17 protein-coding genes are annotated in these 18,356 nt (G+C 43.9%); 3 read left to right on the top strand and 14 right to left on the bottom strand.

What is annotated here, in order from left to right; all coding sequences use genetic code 11:
• Positions 1-87: 87 nt before the first annotated feature.
• Together ACQW03_RS23435 and ACQW03_RS23430 are read left to right on the top strand one after the other, a co-directional pair.
• The gene (locus ACQW03_RS23435) at positions 88-882 is read left to right on the top strand and encodes a hypothetical protein (protein WP_441951982.1); all 795 of its coding nucleotides are present in this window, start codon (positions 88-90) and stop codon (positions 880-882) included.
• Positions 883-1,186: 304 nt separating this feature from the next.
• Positions 1,187-2,392 (top strand): tyrosine-type recombinase/integrase, encoded by a 1,206-nt coding sequence (locus ACQW03_RS23430; protein WP_441951980.1) that lies wholly within the window; start codon positions 1,187-1,189, stop codon positions 2,390-2,392.
• 14 nt (positions 2,393-2,406) lie between these two features.
• Here the strand turns inward: ACQW03_RS23430 and ACQW03_RS23425 are convergent, their stop codons facing one another.
• The 14 genes from ACQW03_RS23425 to metH all read right to left on the bottom strand — a co-directional run bounded on the left by ACQW03_RS23425 (position 2,407) and on the right by metH (position 17,473).
• Positions 2,407-3,120, bottom strand: coding sequence for a hypothetical protein (locus ACQW03_RS23425; RefSeq protein WP_441951978.1), 714 nt, complete (start codon positions 3,118-3,120; stop codon positions 2,407-2,409).
• The gene (locus ACQW03_RS23420) at positions 3,121-3,978 is read right to left on the bottom strand and encodes a hypothetical protein (protein ID WP_104496984.1); all 858 of its coding nucleotides are present in this window, start codon (positions 3,976-3,978) and stop codon (positions 3,121-3,123) included.
• Positions 3,975-4,688: a hypothetical protein gene (locus ACQW03_RS23415; RefSeq protein ID WP_441951976.1), complete on the bottom strand. Its 714-nt coding sequence runs from the start codon at positions 4,686-4,688 to the stop codon at positions 3,975-3,977. The genes ACQW03_RS23420 and ACQW03_RS23415 overlap by 4 nt, the downstream gene beginning before the upstream one ends.
• 22 nt (positions 4,689-4,710) lie before the next feature.
• A complete protein-coding gene (locus tag ACQW03_RS23410) occupies positions 4,711-5,697 on the bottom strand; it encodes an SAF domain-containing protein (protein ID WP_071641133.1) in 987 nt (328 codons plus the stop codon).
• 40 nt (positions 5,698-5,737) lie between these two features.
• Positions 5,738-7,228: a protein kinase domain-containing protein gene (locus tag ACQW03_RS23405; protein ID WP_441951973.1), complete on the bottom strand. Its 1,491-nt coding sequence runs from the start codon at positions 7,226-7,228 to the stop codon at positions 5,738-5,740.
• 183 nt (positions 7,229-7,411) lie between these two features.
• Entirely contained in the window at positions 7,412-8,470 is a 1,059-nt protein-coding gene (locus ACQW03_RS23400) for an SAM-dependent methyltransferase (RefSeq protein WP_441951971.1), read from the bottom strand.
• A 22-nt stretch (positions 8,471-8,492) separates the two neighbouring features.
• Complete coding sequence (locus tag ACQW03_RS23395) at positions 8,493-9,266, bottom strand: ABC transporter ATP-binding protein (RefSeq protein ID WP_441951969.1); 774 nt, start codon at positions 9,264-9,266, stop codon at positions 8,493-8,495.
• Positions 9,263-9,577, bottom strand: coding sequence for a thioredoxin family protein (locus ACQW03_RS23390; RefSeq protein ID WP_076264869.1), 315 nt, complete (start codon positions 9,575-9,577; stop codon positions 9,263-9,265). The genes ACQW03_RS23395 and ACQW03_RS23390 overlap by 4 nt, the downstream gene beginning before the upstream one ends.
• Positions 9,574-9,912: a cyclic-phosphate processing receiver domain-containing protein gene (locus tag ACQW03_RS23385; RefSeq protein WP_441951967.1), complete on the bottom strand. Its 339-nt coding sequence runs from the start codon at positions 9,910-9,912 to the stop codon at positions 9,574-9,576. Before ACQW03_RS23385 ends, ACQW03_RS23390 begins: the two co-directional genes overlap by 4 nt.
• A gap of 72 nt (positions 9,913-9,984) precedes the next feature.
• Positions 9,985-10,833 (bottom strand): deoxyribonuclease IV, encoded by an 849-nt coding sequence (locus ACQW03_RS23380; protein WP_199767848.1) that lies wholly within the window; start codon positions 10,831-10,833, stop codon positions 9,985-9,987.
• Positions 10,823-11,641 carry an Fpg/Nei family DNA glycosylase gene (locus ACQW03_RS23375; RefSeq protein WP_441951965.1) on the bottom strand — a complete coding sequence of 273 codons (819 nt, stop codon included), beginning with the start codon at positions 11,639-11,641 and terminating at the stop codon, positions 10,823-10,825. The genes ACQW03_RS23380 and ACQW03_RS23375 overlap by 11 nt, the downstream gene beginning before the upstream one ends.
• A 70-nt stretch (positions 11,642-11,711) precedes the next feature.
• Positions 11,712-12,560 carry a TIGR01457 family HAD-type hydrolase gene (locus tag ACQW03_RS23370; RefSeq protein ID WP_081384262.1) on the bottom strand — a complete coding sequence of 283 codons (849 nt, stop codon included), beginning with the start codon at positions 12,558-12,560 and terminating at the stop codon, positions 11,712-11,714.
• 463 nt (positions 12,561-13,023) lie between these two features.
• Positions 13,024-13,953 (bottom strand): ribonuclease Z, encoded by a 930-nt coding sequence (gene rnz, locus ACQW03_RS23365; RefSeq protein ID WP_071641149.1) that lies wholly within the window; start codon positions 13,951-13,953, stop codon positions 13,024-13,026.
• 79 nt (positions 13,954-14,032) lie between these two features.
• Complete coding sequence (gene metH / locus ACQW03_RS23360) at positions 14,033-17,473, bottom strand: methionine synthase (RefSeq protein WP_071641151.1); 3,441 nt, start codon at positions 17,471-17,473, stop codon at positions 14,033-14,035.
• Positions 17,474-17,754: 281 nt separating this feature from the next.
• On the opposite strand from metH, the gene ACQW03_RS23355 reads away from it, so the two are divergent.
• Positions 17,755-18,297: a 1,2-dihydroxy-3-keto-5-methylthiopentene dioxygenase gene (locus ACQW03_RS23355; RefSeq protein WP_441951962.1), complete on the top strand. Its 543-nt coding sequence runs from the start codon at positions 17,755-17,757 to the stop codon at positions 18,295-18,297.
• The last annotated feature ends 59 nt before the right edge of the window (positions 18,298-18,356 follow it).

Genomic DNA, 18,356 nt, shown 5'->3' with positions numbered 1-18,356 from the left:
TTAAATTTATTATTCGATACTAGTTTTAGTATGACGAAATGAGCAACTCCCCCAACCGATGGGGCTAAAAAAGGAAGACTAGAATATATGCAATTCATTTTTATTATCAGTTTCGTATCATTTGTAATGTTTCTTTTATGGGGAATAGCTGCAAAGTTTCAGCGTAAAAAATCCCGGTGGAAGTTGCTTATATCATTATTGAGTTTGGTGGTTGTATTTATTGCAACGCCTTCACCAAGCGGTAATAGCTCTGAACAAGTAGCAGTTGACAATAATTCTGTCCCAAAACAGATTGACGATAAAGTAACCAATGCGAATATTGAACAAGAACCTTCAGAATCTAAAACCATTAGCTCTGATTCTAATGTGCAGGACAATCATACTATTTCATCATCCAATGAATCAGATGAAGGCATTGACCCTAAAATCATCTACTCTCTTGGCACTACACCAAAACAATTTCAAAAAAAGTTTAACTTGTTAGCTAAAAAGCAGGGGTTGGAGAATCTATATCAGTTAAAGCCAATTTCTATAGACAGCAATGCAACAGTTTTTGATAGCTTTCAGGAGCCGTTAACAAATAAATTAACCGTCACAGGCTTCGTTAATAAATCTGATGGGACAATAGCATATATCCAAGTTGTTTTAAAGCCTGATGGCACTCAGCAAGATGAAACTGATTTAAAAACTATTATCCCACTACTAATGTCTGTAATTGATTCAACTATTACAGACGAAAAAAAAGGCCTTATTTCTTCTCAATCAATAAGCAATCTCTTAAGTAAAGGAAAAGGGATTGAATTGCATGAAAATGAATATGACTACATGACCTTAGAAACACCTTTTGGCCTCATATTCAGGATTTCCAAATCTGTAGATTGAAGCCCTTCCGGGCTTTTCTTTTCACCATTAAAGCGAACATTCGTACCTATATAAGGAGACAGAATGTATGGCATCTTTCAATTAAATTAAAGCAAACAACAAACAAGATTAATGAGCAAATTTATTCAGCACTCAGAAAAGAATACCCTATTTCTGTGAAGGTTTACATGCAACTAGGTCAGCCTTAAAATTTTCTGCTTCGCTGTATCAACCCAAATCAATGCAGACATCATTTTGAAACTGAACGATTACTACTACAGCTACGAAATCAAGTGAATCAAGACAATTGCAAGAGGTGATTTTATTGGCATATTTCTACAAAGTTGCATCTAACAATAAACAAGGCTATAAATGGGTCTGTGTGGGTGATGCCCCTCCTGATCCTTCCACGGGGAAAAGAAAACAAATTTCCCGACGAGCGGATACAAAAAAGGAAGCAGAAAAGCGTGTTAACAAGGTTATTTTTGATATTACATCCTATGGAGTTGATGTACAGAAAAATAAAAAGCTTACTTTTGCAATGGTAGCAGCTGAATGGCTATCTATTTATTCAAAAAAGAAAGTAAAGCAACGTACAATTGATCAAAGAGTAACTACTATTAATTCAATCTGTAAGTACCTTGGACAGGTAAGGATAGATAAAGTTACACATCAACAGTATCAAAACATGCTTATCGATTACGACAATAAAGGATATTCAATAAGTGCAATTATTACTATGAACAGTGTAGGCAATATGATTTTTAAGTACGCAATAAAAAATAAATACAGACTTGATAATCCTTGCTTCGGAGTAGTAATCCCTAAAAAAGTTAGAACTGTTGAAGAAATAGAGAACGATGTTATTGCAGAGAAATACTTCGAAAAGAATGAATTGATTGAATTTTTAGAATCAACCAAAAAATATGGACAGTATCAAGATATTGAAATGTTCTATTTGTTGACTTTTTCAGGAATAAGACCTGGAGAACTTTGTGCCCTGAAGTGGACAGACGTTGATTTTGCAACAAATGAAATTCGAATTACAAAAACCATCTATAGTAGGAATGACAATCGGGGGACGTATATTTTAACGCCACCAAAAACAGTGGGTTCCATAAGAACTATTGACATTGATATTAACATCATGAAATTATTAGAGGAACATAGAGAATTTCAAAAAAAGACAACAAGGACAACAAATTACCAAGATCAGAACTTTGTTTTTTGTAGGATCGATGGCTCTCCTTTTTTTCCAAAAATCTTACTTGGCCGTATGAAAAAAATTCTTGTAAATACATCTATATTGAAACCTGCTACTCCACATATTTTTCGCCATACTCACATTAGTATGCTAGCAGAAGCAGGCGCTGATCTTAAATCAACAATGAGTAGAGTCGGACATACAAATGCAAAGACAACTCTACAGGTATACACTCACGTTACAAATAAAATGAAAAGAGATACATCAAGTAAAATTAAAATACATTATGCAGACATACTAGGTTCAACAGAATTGCAAGAAAAGTGATTTTTTTTGTGATTTCAATGAATCTCATCCCTTGTATCCCTTACGGTATAAGGGATTTTCAACGTATAACCTTTATAATGCTGATAAATCCGCTGGACAATAATATCCACTTTCTCCAAAAAGGAAAGAGGGCGGTACTCACAGTCATAGATATAACGAATATCCACTGCGGTAACGAGATAACTTCCATCTTCTTCACCTTGTTGTGAGTACCTCATTTCGGCCAAGTCATAAGTATCCAGTAAACGTGATAGTGCATCAGCGCCAAACTTCTGCTGGTATTGGTAAAATATAATTTCGAATTGATCCTGTATGCTAAACAACTCAGGTCTGGAGAATGGCATAACAGTATCGACGATTTTCTCGTTTAAGCCGTAACCGTTAATCAGAAGCTCAGCCATCAGATTTTTAACAAAACGTTTATCACCAATGCTGCCATTGGCACAGTCCTTTAACGCCCTGCGTAGTTCCGCCCTTTGATGGATACGCCGTCTATATTCCTCTTCATGCAATCCGGCATCCGCCATTTGGCTATGACTTAGTTCATGAAGTGCATTTTTGATATACTCTATTAATGTTTCGAATGTGGCATCTTCGTTCTTTTTTTCTACCCGAAGGGTTGAATGTCGCGAGCGAAGATTCCCTCGGTGTTTAACAATAATCAGTACGATGCACATCAGTACTATACAGGTAAGAATCAATCCGTTGATCATTTGAGCGGACAGCATTTAAGCGCCCCTCTCCAAAGCCTTGAGCCGAAGATCGGACTCTGCCGCCTCCAGAATAGCTTTGCTGATATGCCGTATACTCTGTGCCCATCCCACGGGCATAAAAAGCTTGCGGTGCTGCTCTTTTCCACTTCGCACCTCACGCTGCACATGGCCGATCACATCCCTGCGGTTCCATGCGTCCATAAATCCGGTGCTATAAGGGACTGTATACAAAGCACCTTTGTAGCCATATCTCCTGCGAATATTCGTTTCATTCACTTGAGAATGCACATCATATTTCCCAAGTACTATCAATAAGGGTAACGATGAATAGGTAGATAACGGAGACACAGATTCAAAATAAGCGTCTAACTCTCGCATATTCTGAGTGAGTGAAAGAACGGCCAGTTTGGCTCGTGCACATGCTTCATGCTGTACAGCCCCCCACCCTGCTCCACTTCCTGCATCAATCAGCGTTAAATCATAATATTGATTCGCTGTATCCATTACAGCCCTTACAAGCCCTGGAGATAGTAACGGCGGTGCAGCTCCAAAGCTGGAGGTTCCCTCAAGTACATCCAAAGTATGTTCGAGTACAGGCGTCGTATAATTACGAATATTTTCTTTAGAAAGTGTCCCTCGCAGAACTAAACGTGCGGCAGCATCCCAGCCTCCTTCCTGAAGCTGTAGGGTTGGATCGTCCATACCATACTCTTGTATAGGTAATCCTGATTCAATACCGGTATATTTACGACCCAAATGAGTCAATAATAGTCTTCCTCGATATAGATTGCCTATGGTAATTGCTATTGCTGCCGCCAAAGAGCTGCTTCCACTAGCCCCCTTAATGGGGCTCCAAAACAAAATGGTACTCATGCTCTACTCCTTTCCGCACGCTTTAGCGCACGACGACTCACTTTTAATTCCCAACTCATCCATTCCCCAATACAAAGGCATAATTGTTTCTTATACATTCTGGATAGCGGTTTTAGTAGTAGCTGTTTTTTATGCTCATTTTCCAGTTTCAGAGCAAGCAGCCCCTCATCCCATGGCAGTACATATGGCTCTTGCTGCCAAGAAGCTGGGAAATGGTTCATGTATTCCCACAGGTATGGCTCCTCCACACCACAATCCACAGCCTGTAAAAATAGCTTGTGAAATACAAGATCTTTAGGAAATTCAGGTTGACTGAATAAATGCTCAAGCCAATTCTGTCCGTTATGCATTAGCATGCGGCTATAATCACTGACCCGAACTCGCAGTTCTGCCCTTTTCCAAACAGAAATTGGGCAAAAATCAGGTAACTCTACATCCAAAATAACAATGTCATAAACCTGCTCTGCCTTCTGATCAGCCGTCATACCTATATGCAGGTCTTCCCATGCTGTAAATCCAATTGCTACATCAAAACCACTAAACTGCGTAATGGGAAGTGGTTTGTCAAGCATCCCTATGCTATACCGATACCGTCCCCGCAACGTAGCATCCACAAGCAGTACCTGTTGGCCGGAAGCTGCTAATATGCTGCTGATGTATAACAAGGTATCGCTTTTGTCACAAAGCCCGGCAAATATCCATGTTTTCATACTTCCGTTCCTTTTCTCTCATTTATTTGGCATACGGATCAGAGCTTCCGTCATGCGTCAGAATCTTTGTTTGTTCTTGATGATCCTGCTCGTTCTCATATTCATTTCTTGTATCATCAATTCCGCTTGCTGGGTTTTCTATAGTAGCACCCGCATGCTGAGCTGCAATTTCCTCACTCAGACTCCTTTCCACGGGTGTTGAAATCACACTGTTTGATGAATTAATTGCATTTTCAAGCGAATCCCGCAGCTGCTTGGACAGCTTTTGTTCAGCAACGTGTATCAAATTCGGATCACTATTCATTAACGCTAACACCTGCGCATTAGGCGGATAGGTCGGGATTGCCTTGGGCTGAAATTGGGGATCGACATATGTCAGAGCATAAATGGATGCTTTATGCAGAAAGGCATCAACAATCGCGCTCGAAAGCGATAAAATTTCCTGCTCATTCAAAGTGACCCAGACAATCGGACCTTCCAGTCGGGAAATCTTCTTTTTGGATAATAGAATGTAATCCTGACCTGTTGGAAATTGAATGCGGATATCCACTTCGTCCCCCGACTTCAGGCTGTTGGGTAGTACCACCACCTTCAGCTCACGGTTGCGTAAATCTTTAGGTGTAGGTTCATCAGCAGTAATCATAGCCGATGTAAGTACAGATCCTTTTTTAAGCTCAATCTTGGCTATGGTTCCGGAAACTTCACTTTTATTTGCCAGCAAATTTGATGGAGCCTGAGAACCGGGAACTTTAATTCCCTTCAAATCATTAGATGCAATCTGTTCACCTGGAGAAATGTCACGGACAACCACCCAGCCTTTTTTCGCGGTTCGTTGCTCCTGTTCATACACTTTCCATTTCAGTTCTGCCTCTACCTCAGCCTGTTTCCTGACCTCATTCATTTGATGGATATTAACCATAAGGTAGCCGACAAAGATAATGCCAACAATCCCAGCGCCAATGCATCCGGCGTATAGTTTTTGTTTACTGCTTTTTCTTAGCTTGGACACACAACTTCTCCCCTGCCTCTTTTTGATATATACCTTCTATTTAGCGCCGTCGCTTAAGGAATGCAAAGCGTCTTATCCGGGTATCTGGAATGACTCCGCGAAACAGCTCGTCCAGTACCTGATCCATCTCATCATCCCGTTCGAAGGGATCTGAGTGAAACGGTAGAGCAAATACTTTATCGTGATCCAGCTCCTTACGAAGCCTGCGGACCGCCTCCGAGGTTGCCAATGGCAAGCAGTAATTCCATTTGTACTGTGGGTGGCGCTGAAGAGATCGGGCTAGCCCTGCTATATCCTGAACTCTCCATTCGGCCCCTGAACCAACGACAAGCGGATAATCAGCTCTCAAGAATTCTTCCAGTCGTTCATTGTCCTGCCCACTCCCCAGATCCAGTACGATAAATTTGTAGGAACCACCCAACAAAGAAATGACATCCGCACGAGATGTTTGTCGCCAGTAATGTACTCCATCAACTTCAAAACGCCGACTTGAACTCGATTGTCCAACGGATGTGCCTTCTACGACTTCTTGAAGTCGAGCAAATGCTTTGGCTGTGCAGTGTAGCTCAACCAAAGCTACGGAGCGGGACCTTCGAGCCAGATAGTGGCTCACCGCAATTGCTGTATGAGTAGCACCGGAGCCAGCAGATACACCCAGTACAGCCACTACCCTTGTACCTGCATAATCCATTGAGGCATCATTAACGGATATTCCTTGTAGAGCAGGCTGAAAATCAGCACTGCGCCGCAGTTCTCCAATGACCTCCCCGGCAGATTGAAATCGTTCCTCAGGATGCTGACGCAGCAGTTTTCGAATTACCGGGATCAAATGGCGGGGCAATTCTCCGCGAATATATCCTTCTACTCCCGCAGTCCACTCGCTATATTTGCCTCCTGTACATAGATACAATAGCAGCGCTCCCAAACTGTATAAGTCTGAACGAGCATCCGTCTGACCTGCTCCATATTGCTCCGGGGCAGCGAAGCCCACTGTGCCCAGCTTTACCGTATCTTGATCCAGTTCAGCCTTATAGCTCCTCGCTATTCCAAAATCAATCAGTATAAATTCCATTTCCGGTGTCAGCATAATATTCGTCGGTTTCAGATCCCGGTAAATGACTGGCGGTTGACGGGTATGCAAATAATCCAACACATCCAGTACCTGCAAAGCGAATGGGACGATTTGCTCCTGTGGAATATAGCCTTGATAGCCCTTCATGTATGCTTCCAGCGTAATTCCTTCGATGTAATCCATGACCAGGTATACCGCACCAGATGGGGGATGCTCAAAATAATCAACAATTCTCGGTAAACGTGGATGACTTAGCGAAATCAGCATCTCTGCCTCCGTGCGTACAAGCTTCATCACTTGGGGCCCGGCAACCGATTCCTTCACCGCCCATTGCTTGCCTGGCAGTTTTAAATCCTCTGCCATGAACACGCGGCTCATTCCTCCCGAACCCAATGTGCGAACAATGCGGTAACGCTCACCGACAATTGATCCGAATTCCAACTGTGTTGGTTGCTTCATTTTCTCCTACCTCCTTTCTTAAGCAGACAACGCAAAAAAGGGAAAGCTACCGCAAAATCAAATTTCCATGTCGCCATGAAAATCGTTTTCGCGGGATGCTTTCCCTTGATTTAAACGTGATTATTATTTTTTAAGGAACAATTTGGATTTATTATATAGCACACCTGTATCCATTGTAAAGTATTATTTTCCATACTTGATCATGTACAGGGTGATCTCATCTCGGTTATGGAATAACTGCTTAGCTCGCTGAATCTGCATGCCGGACTCCTCAAATGAAGCAATTACATCATGAATGAGCGCCAAGGGCTTTTTATGCATTAGCTTGACCGTAACGATAGCAGTACCACCACTTCGCAAACTATATAGTAAATCAGTAACGAGCCTTGCCATTTGCTTAGGACTCCAGCTCATATCACAAACCAGCAGATCGAACGAATTCTCTTTAAATTTGACTTCACTTGCATTTTTACGCAAAAAAGTCAGATTGGCGTACTTCATCAGTGATGGCTCCATCTTTGCCGGATCAACCGCTGTAACTTTCAATCCCCGTTCCAGTAAGAAGGAAGTCCATCCACCCGGTGCTGCCCCAATATCCAGTCCCTGATGGAAAGCGCCAAAATCTATGCCGAACGTTGCTTCTGCTTCCAATAGCTTGAATTTGGCACGAGAAATTTGTCCATCTTCTTTTTGAAAACGAACCGCGCCTCCGCTCCAATCCGATAGATTGTCCTCAGGACGCGATACACCTGCATACCACGTATCTGTATCTGCAAAAACGGACACAATAACATCGGCGCCTTGTACTGTCTGCTCCATAGGTAGATCACTTAATTGTTCACTCAATGCCTGCTTGAGCGCACCTGCGCTTTCAGTCCAACTGCTATTAGATCCTTTGCGCACTTGTAAAGAAACACGTTGATCAATCAGTTCCTTGCGGTTACGGATGAATGCAACCAGACGCTCCTGCACCTGAACCAGGTCCGTTCCTTCTTCCTGAAAATGAACAGGAAACAAGTGACGTAAAAACATTGGCGGCAGACTTGTAATTGTCCTCACTGCCTCAATTTCTTCCGCTGGTAATGTAGCCAGAAAAATTTCACCAGGTAAAAGCATCGTGCTTTTAACAGAGCCAAATATTCTTCTAAGCTCCTCTTGAGCATAGGGTGCAAAACCGTGATTGGCTGTACAAACAAATCTTGATGATGACAAAGTAGATTCACTTTGTTCATCTGTACTCATATATAGTTCCTCCAAAATAACATTACCCTCCAGTGCACACCCGAATCCAGGGGCGTTCTCCATCCCAATCCAGCTCAACCGGAACTTCATATGTGTGCATAATCAATTCTTTCGTTAAAACTTCTTTTTTCGGTCCAGCTGCCGCGACCTTACCATCACGAATCAATGCAACATGCGTAAAGAGGGGAACAATCTCCTCAATGTGATGAGTCACATAGACCACTGATAAATCCCGCTTGCGGAGCCGATCAATCTCGACCAGCATTTTTTCCCGCTCAAATAGATCCAAACCAGCACAAGGCTCGTCCATAATTAACAGACGAGGTTCTACCATCAGTGAGCGGGCCAGCATCACCTTTTTACGTTCTCCTTGAGATAACGTCCCCAGTGGGTGATGAATCAAGTCGCCTAAATTCATACCCTCCAGCAAAGATATGGCCTTTTCTTTTGCCTCAGTCGGAATTTCCTGATAAAAGCGCAAAAAAGCATACGCACCTGTAGCGACCACTTCCCAAACGGGATCTTTTAGCGCCAGCTTTTCCAACAAAGTCTGGCTGATATATCCGATTTGTTTGCGAACTTCCCGCACATCACATTGACCATACATTTGCCCAAGCACTTCAACCGTACCACGACTTGGAAACATATATCCTGTCATCATTTCCAGCAATGTTGTTTTACCGGAACCATTGCGACCCAGAATAGCCCAATGTTCACCTTCTCGTATGTCCAGGCTTACATCGTCCAAAATCCGTCTTTCTTCCCGTTGCAACGTAATGCTCTTCATGGATATCATTCCATCACGCTCCTTATTTTGCTCAGCAAGTGTTCTACAGATTCCATTTTGTAGATGATTTCAGGATTTTTGTTTTCACCATTATATATAAGAAGCGCGGGAACACTGGATATCCGGTACTCCTGTACCAGTTCAGGAATATAATTAATGTTGCTCTGCACCACTGCTTCTTCAGGAAGCAAATGCTCTGCTACCTCCAGCATTTTACGGGCAGCCGCGCATGTTCCGCACATGGGAGTGTACACAAACAAAGCCAGCTTGCATCCCTCCCATATGGCACGGCGCACCTCTTTTTGTCCGATCTCTTTCATCGTTCAGACCCATTTCTGATCTCTCGCATACGCTCCTCGGGTATGGGCCCATTATGCACGGTGACTCCCTCTGGCTTATTCGCATAGAGTAGCTCGTACATGGCTCGCCGCCCCTCTGGACTGGAGGAATGCAAGTAAATTTCACGTGGATATAACCGTTTCCCTGCGATAGCAGCAGCCACATCCTTTCCCGTAGGCTGACCTGGACCCAAATCATAGTCTAGCGATAGTATTGAAATAGGGTATTCATGAAGTAGCAGCAGACACTCATCCGCATTTCTTGCCAGCTTAAAGCCCGGAGGACAAGGCCGATAATCGTCCATAAACAAATACATCAACTTCTCCTCCTTTTTCCCATAAATGCAAGCTCACAAGCCTCAAAGATAGTTATTATCAATCAGACCGATTTACTCCCAGCTTAGAATCATTTGAATATCCTCCTGATGTGTCCCATCAGGTCCCGTCTCACTCTCCAAAACGATAGGAATACCTCTTACAGCCTCCTGATTTGTCATCCAACGCATACCCTCAGTACCAATGTAGCCTTGACCCACACGGGCGTGTCTGTCTTTTTTAGAGCCATATGGGTATTTAGAATCGTTCAAATGAACTCCGCACAGAGCTGACCAATAGCCGAGACGATCTCCTTTTTCGATCAAAGCCTCGTCCATTCCACCGTTCCATAATCCCGCTGCATACGCATGACAAGTGTCCAAGCAAAAGCCGATACTGTCAGGATTCTGGCACAACTGACGGATTTGCACCATTTCCTCAAGCGTGGTTCCCATAGGCCCGTGATCCCCCGCCTGATTTTCAATCAATATTTTAGCTTTTCCTTGCCAGCCTTCCAGCACATCATTAAAACAGTTAATAATGTTACGATAGCCCTCTAGTGGGTCCGACGAATGCATATGCCCAAAATGAACGACGATCCCTTTTGACCCACAGGCTTCAGCAATATCCAGATCATTGCGTAATGAAGCAATCGTCAACTCATAAAGTTCCTGACCACGCTCGGACCCATGAGCCGGGTTAACGGGATATGGTGAATGAGCAATGGATTGAAGCTGGTGCTCTAAACAGTAAGCGTTGCAAGCAGCAGCATCAGTAGCACTCCATTCCTTCAGCCTAAGACTACGAGGATTTTTCGGAAAATATTGAAATGAACGTCCCCCCTGCTCTCGCGCACGCATAGCGGCTTTGGAAAAGCCACCACGCGTACTCACATGGGAGCCAATGAGCAATTTAGGCATCATGCTGCTGTACCGGGCAATAAAATGCTTTTTTCCCCGCCAGTTCAACCCTTACAATTTTTCCGCCACTTGGAGATTCTTCTCCTTCGCGGTCATATACTCGACACTGATGATCAAATCCACCTGTTAGCGTGTCCCCCTCCATTAGAGGCATTTCCATGTACCCGCCTTCCGCAGTAGCTTCACGTAGTACGGATTGAGTGGCATGATATAGCTTTTCCACTTTTTCTAGCGACTGCACAATGTTTTGTACTTTGGAACCCGGTGTAAATCCGGCGATATAAGCAATTTCGTCCGAATAACAATTGCCAATACCCGAGAAAATCTGCTGATTCACCAGCGTTGTTTTCAAAATCCCCCGGCGTCCCTTCAGCCGCGCTGTAAACTTTTCCAACGTCATGCGTCGGTCTAACGGATCAGGTCCCAGGTCTGACAAAGCTTCTTCTGTTTCTTTAGCCGTTAGCAAGTGCAGATAACCTAAGCGCAGTCCGATAAAATAAAGCTTTACTCCACTAAAATCTAATTCGATCTGTACTGTACGATCTGGACGCTGCTCCTCCGTTCCCAGAAATAACAGCCCTCCCAACATCAGATGAAGTACGAGCCGCCCGCCCGTGTTTAAATGAAAAATCAAATGCTTGCCTCGACGTTCTAAATATACAACAGTCGTTCCCAGCAATTGCTTCTCAAATGTTTCCACTTCAGTATTAATGGACTTTTCACGGCTAACCGTCACTCCAGTAATCGGAATGTCCAAAATTTGTTTTGATAATATGATTCTGTAGTTTTCCATTTCAGGAAGTTCCGGCATATCAACATCTTTCCTTTCGTAGCTACATAGCTTTTAATTCTCGCAAGTTTTGTAAGACATATACTTTCTATTATTTCAGCTCTTCTTTCATCCAGTCCTGCAGTTCAGCGAGATTTTCAAACATCAGGTCAGGTTTCACTCCAACGGTACGCACATGTTCGTCCATATTAGCGCGGGTCGTCACGCCCGACAGGATCAGAGCTGTTTTACAACCTGCTGCTGCACCTGCCGCAATATCTGTAAGCATATTATCGCCCACAACCAGAGCTTCATCCGCCCTAATGTTTAAGCGGTTCAGCGCATAGTTCATCAATACGCTTGAAGGCTTGCCGATGACAATAGGCTTTACCTGTGAAGCCGCTTCAATTGCAGCTCCAATCGTACCTGCACCTGGCGTTAGCCCATCATGTGAAGGCAATTGGAGATCCGGGTTTGTCAAAATAAAAGTTGCTCCTTCCCGAATCCAACGCATGGCAGCGGCCAGCGCATCATATGTAAATTGACGATCTATCCCCTGCACCACATAATCAGGATGGTTCTCAACAAGCTGCAAACCGGCTCCTGTGAGTGCATCGCGTAATCCTGTTTCACCAATACAATATACACGAGCTCCAGGACTTTGCTGTGCAACATATTGTGCAGCTGCTAACGCCGAAGTATATACTTCATGGCTGGCCGCTTCAATTCCCATACCAACCAAATGCTCAGCCACCGATTCGGGTGTACGTGAAGCATTGTTTGTAACATAAGCATAAGGTATCTGGTCTGTACGCAATCGGGATATGAACAGATCCGCACCCTTGATCATCCGATTTCCATGATAAAGTGTTCCATCCAGATCAATTAGTAACGATTTTATCGCAATCCCCTCCCCCACTTCAAATCCATTCACATCATAGCATTGAAAATTATAATTCATCCCATGAACGATGTTCTCCTTCTTATTTAACCACCTTAATTATTCAGGTCATAAAATAATCGGCCGTCTCCATTCATCTCATCTATCTTAAGTCAAAAATGCTTATGAAGTCCATGAATTGCTGGTAAACCCTCCAAAATGGCGCCATTCCTCGCTAAAAGCCGTCGCTTTCACATGACATAAGTTCACTTCTTCGTCGAAATCCATCGAAGGAGCTATTTCCTCAAAGGAAATCTCCTGTATTTCCTGGTCATGCTTAAGAAATAGAATCCTTTAAATTCGATATATAGAAACTCGAATATGACACGCCTCTATATGTGGTAGAACAAATTCATCCCCACCACCTTGTACGGGTTCTCATCTCTTGTCGCATCCTGCGCTTTCCCGGAAAATAATTTGGGTGAAAAACAAAGGCACCGGGGCAAGCCCCGGCACCCATGAACATATCTTCTCCAATCGTTTATTAACCGATATCGGGTACCGGTAACAACACATGCTGCTCTGCAAGCAATGAATTGGGAAATATGCTTCGCGCTTCCTCCAGCAATGGCTGAAGCTGCTCCTGATCTTTATACCTAGAACTAAAATGCGTCATGATTAGCTGACCCGCACCTGCGGCTTTTGCAGCTTCCGCTGCTTGAAGCGCCGTACTATGATGATACTCGTATGCTGTATCTGCCAGTTCATGCAGAAAAGTGGCTTCATGCACGACAACAGTTGCATCTTGAGCCAGCACTACCGTATTCGGACAAGGTCTCGTATCCCCTAAAATCGTGATGATACGCCCTTTTTTCGGCGAACCCAGTACATCCTGAGGATGCAAAATAACTCCACCTTCTACCTCCACGCTTTCCCCACGCTTTAACTTACCGTACACCGGGCCGGGCTTAATACCATATCGCTCCAACAGCTCTTGGTTAAGCTTACCGGGCTTATCCATCTCTATAACTCGGTAGCCATAGCTGTCGATCCGATGATCCAGCAAAGCTGACTCCACCCGGAATTGACCGTCATCAAACAGAACCCCGCCCGTATGCTCCACAATATGTAGTTGGTAATTGATACGCGATTGGCTGATCCCCAAAGATAGCTCGATATATTGCTGGATTCCAGGCGGTCCATATACCGTCAGTGGTGTCGTTCCCCCCTGATACGCCCTGCTCGACAGCAGTCCCGGCAGACCAAAAAGATGATCCCCATGCAAATGGGTGATAAATATTTTTTCAAGTCTGCTTAGTTTGAGCGGCGAACGCAATACCTCTTGTTGAGTGCCTTCCCCGCAGTCGAACAGCCACATGCTTCTTCGTTCTTCCAGCAAACGAAGAGCGATGGACGTTACATTTCGCTGAATCGTAGGCACTCCTGCATTTGTACCGAGAAAATAAAATTCCATAACATTAACCTTCTTCCTGCTGACCAGCAAAAAACCTCCGAAGCTCGGAGGGTATTTGCTATCCCATCTGATAAAGGTGTTAAACCTTTTCGACGTTAAAATACTGCGCCTGAGGGTGGCTGAACACCATGGCTGATACAGAAGCCTCCGGTTCCATCATAAACCCTTCCGTCAGCTCAACGCCAATATCCTCAGGTTTTAACAACTGGAACAACGGTCCCTGATCCTCCAGATCTGGACATGCTGGATAGCCAAAGGATACCCGTATGCCTTGATATCTGGCACCGTGTCGCTGTTTCATTGTCATATCGGCAGGGTCTGGGAACCCCCAGCTATCCCTGATAATATGGTGAAGCCGTTCCGCTAACCCTTCTGCTACTTCGAGTGCTACCGCTTGAAGTGCATGCGAGCGCAGATAATCCCCTTTATCTTTCCACCGGGTAGAAATCTGCTGAATCCCATGACCAGCTGTAACGACCATGAAACCTACATAGTCCATAACCCCGGATTCCACTGATTTCAAAAAATCAGCCAGACATAGATAAGGCTCTACCTGCTGACGCGGGAATGTAAATGTGTGCAGTACCTTGCTCACATCCGACGGATCATAGATCAGAATTTGGTCTCCTTGGGACTGAGCTGGAAAGAAACGATACATAGCATGTGCCTGGATGATTCCGTCTGTCACAGCTTCAAACATGATGCTGTCCACGGTTTCCTTCAACTGAATCGCTTTCGGATCTTCCGAAGCCAGCAGCTGCTCAACATTTCCTTTTAAACCAAGATGATGCCCCATTAGCATCTGCATATTCACGTAAGGCAAAATATAATTCAATGGATAATTACGCAGTACATGACGATCCGTATCTGGTGGAATATAGACGGGCAGATCCTGAGCAATGTTAGAGCGCACAGCCCGAGTGAGCTTAGGGAGCGGCTTGGCTTCCACGACTATTGCCGCTTCAGCCTCCCGCTCAGCCTCCATGTCCTCAGCCATTTTTTTGCGGGACTCAGGATTCATTAGCTTGTTGGCAATATCCAGACCATCCATAGCATCTTTTGCATAGGCAACCAGACCATCATACTCAGGACGGATACGATTTTTAGTGAACTTACGTGTTAAAGCAGCTCCACCAACCATTATTGGAATATCAATATTCGCATTTTTCAAATCCTGTGCGGTCAGCACCATTTGTTGTGCCGATTTAACAAGCAGTCCGGATAAGCCAATCATATCGGCCTTTTCTTCACGGTAAGCCTCAATAATGCGTTCTGGTGGTACTTTTATACCCAGATTCACGATATGGTAACCATTGTTGGATAGAATAATCTCCACCAGATTCTTACCAATGTCATGCACATCACCTTTGACTGTAGCCAACAAAATCTTACCTTTTACTGAGGATTCATTCTTCTCCATGAACGGCTCTAAATAAGCCACGGACGCCTTCATCACTTCAGCGCTTTGCAGCACCTCCGCAACAATCAATTCGTTATTGTTAAACAGTCGTCCTACTTCCTCCATCCCCTTCATCAGCGGGCCGTTAATAATCTCCAGCGAAGAATATTTCACGAGCGCTTGCTCCAGATCCGGAATGAGTCCCTCCTTACTTCCCTCGACTACATAGGAAGCCAGTCGTTCTTCAAGCGAAAGGTTTGATATCTTTTCTTTTTTCTCCACTTTCTTGTTACGGAAAGCTGCTACAAAAGCGGATAAAGTATCGTCATTTGTTTTATAGATCAAGTCTTCCGCAAGTTTCCGCTCATGCTCTGGAATGGATGCATAACGTTCAAGCTTCTCAGTGTTTACAATCGCATAGTCCAGACCTGCTTTGGTGCATTCATATAAATAGACGGAATTGAGCACTTCACGACCCGCTTCCGGCAAACCAAAAGATACGTTACTGATGCCCAGGATGGTATGCACTCCGGGAAGCGCTTCTTTAATAATGCGAATGCCCTCAATGGTTTCCTTAGCTGAACCGATATATTGCTCATCACCTGTTCCTACTGGAAATACGAGTGTATCAAAAATTAGATCCTCCGCTGCCAAACCGTAACGGTTCACCAACAGATCATAAGAACGTTTAGCTACCTCAAGCTTATCCTCACGTGAAATAGCCTGTCCACGTTCATCAATTGTTCCAACAACAACAGCAGCGCCGTACTTATGAATAAGAGGAGCCATTTTCTCAAATTTCTCTTCACCATCCTCCAAATTAATGGAGTTAATTATTGCCTTGCCTTGCGAATATTGAAGTGCTTTATCAATGACTTTAATATCCGTAGTATCAATCACTAAAGGTACCTTTACCTTGTTTACAACCAGTTTCAAAAATGCTTCCATATCCGTCATTTCATCGCGATCCGGGTCCTGCACACAAATATCAATGACATGCGCTCCGCTTTTTACCTGAGCACGGGCAATTTCAGATGCCTCTTCATATTTGCCTTCCACGATCAAACGCTTGAATTTGCGGGAGCCCAGAACATTCGTTCGCTCACCAACCATATACGGACGATTGTCCTGTTCAATATATACAGGCTCAATGCCCGATACGGCAGGAGGATGATGACCTACCAGCGGACGCGGCTCAAACTGCGCCATACTTTCACTCATAACTCGAATATGCTCAGGCGTGGTACCACAACATCCCCCAGCAATATTCAACCAACCTTTTTCAGCGAAAGCAGCCATTTTACGTGCTAATGAATCAGGCGATTCATGGTATTGGCCATTTTCATCGGGCAAGCCCGCATTTGGATAACAGCTAATAGCTGCAGAGGACATTTCAGACAGAGAGCGAATATGATCACGCATAAACTCTGGACCTGTAGCACAATTCAACCCAATCGAAATTGGATGTAAGTGTTCCAGTGATATGGAAAAGGATTCGATATTTTGTCCGGCCAACGTCGTTCCCATAGGCTCAATCGTGCCTGAAATCATTAGCGGAAGCTCGATACCTGTCTGCTCAAAAGCTTGCCGAATTCCGATGCTTCCAGCTTTGACGTTAAGCGTATCCTGTGAGGTCTCCAATAGCAGTACATCGACCCCGCCTTCAATAAGCGCCAAGGCCTGCTCTTGATAGCTTTCAATCAGCTCAGCAAATGTAACCCCACCTGTGACAGACAAGGTTTTCGTGGTTGGGCCCATAGCTCCTACTACAAAACGTGGCTTGTCTGCAGTGCTGTATTTATCCACCGCGTTACGCGCCAGTTTGGCCGCCACCAGATTAATTTCACGGGCACGTTCGGGTATATCGTAATCCGCCAAAACGACGGATGTTGCTCCAAATGTATTCGTTTCAATTAGGTCTGCTCCGGCCTTCAAGTATGCTTCATGAATCCCTTGAATGACATCCGGTCTCGTTAAGACCAGCATTTCATTACAGCCCTCCAACTCTTCCCCACCAAAATCATCGGGGGAAAGGTCTTCCTGTTGAATCATGGTGCCCATGGCCCCATCAAGAAGGAGTATTCTTCGTTGTAATGCATCCTGCAAGCTAACTTTATCCAAATTTCTTCACCCCCGCAAAACGTTAAATCCTAGTTTAGCAGAAACCGTATCATTTAGATAGATTGAAGTAAAAACATACGTTTTATACAGGTTGTTCTTTGTAAAAACGACTTCTCTAATCCATTTTTACAGTTTGTAGCATTAAAGAACGCACTTAACCCTGCAACCTTTAGCTATAGTCATTTGCATTATAAAATGTTGAAATCCTGTATTGTACAACGTTTCAAGACATGGTATTCTTTATACAACATTAATCCAAGTGGAAAAGAGGGAATAAATATATGGCCGAAATCTTACTACGTAATACAAACAAACGTATTAGCGGTGAAGAACAAGTACGTGAATTTCTGGAGAGTCACGAGATATTGTATGAACATTGGGATGCTTCCAAATTGTCTGGGGAGCTGCAAGAAAACTTTACCTTAACAGATGATCAAAAGGCCGCTGTTCTCAAAACATTTGAACCCGAAATCAAGGATTTAGCCGCACGTCGCGGATATAAAATATGGGACGTTATCACTTTATCTGAAGCAACGCCGAATTTGGACGAGCTGCTGGCCAAGTTTGAGCAAATTCACACCCACACCGAGGATGAGATCCGTGCCATTGTCGCTGGTAAAGGCATCTTCATTATTAAAGGCCCTGAAGAGATCGGCTATTTTAACGTAGAGCTTTCACCGGGAGACGTTATCTCCGTACCTGAAAATATACCTCACTTCTTCACTTTAATGGAGAATCAAAAGATCGTCGCAATCCGCTTGTTCATCGAAGAAAATGGCTGGATTGCCGAACCGTATGAAGATCCAACCTTCATTAAAGCATGATTACGAATTTATCCTTGTGTGAATAAAAAAACTCCCTCTGCTCTGTAACAATCGAGCGA

The sequence above is a fragment of the Paenibacillus sp. DRB1-1 genome (assembly GCF_052119485.1).
GTDB lineage: Bacteria > Bacillota > Bacilli > Paenibacillales > Paenibacillaceae > Paenibacillus > Paenibacillus polymyxa_B.
The sequence above is the reverse complement of the archived record's forward strand: the minus strand, read 5'-3'. Positions and strand labels throughout refer to the sequence as shown.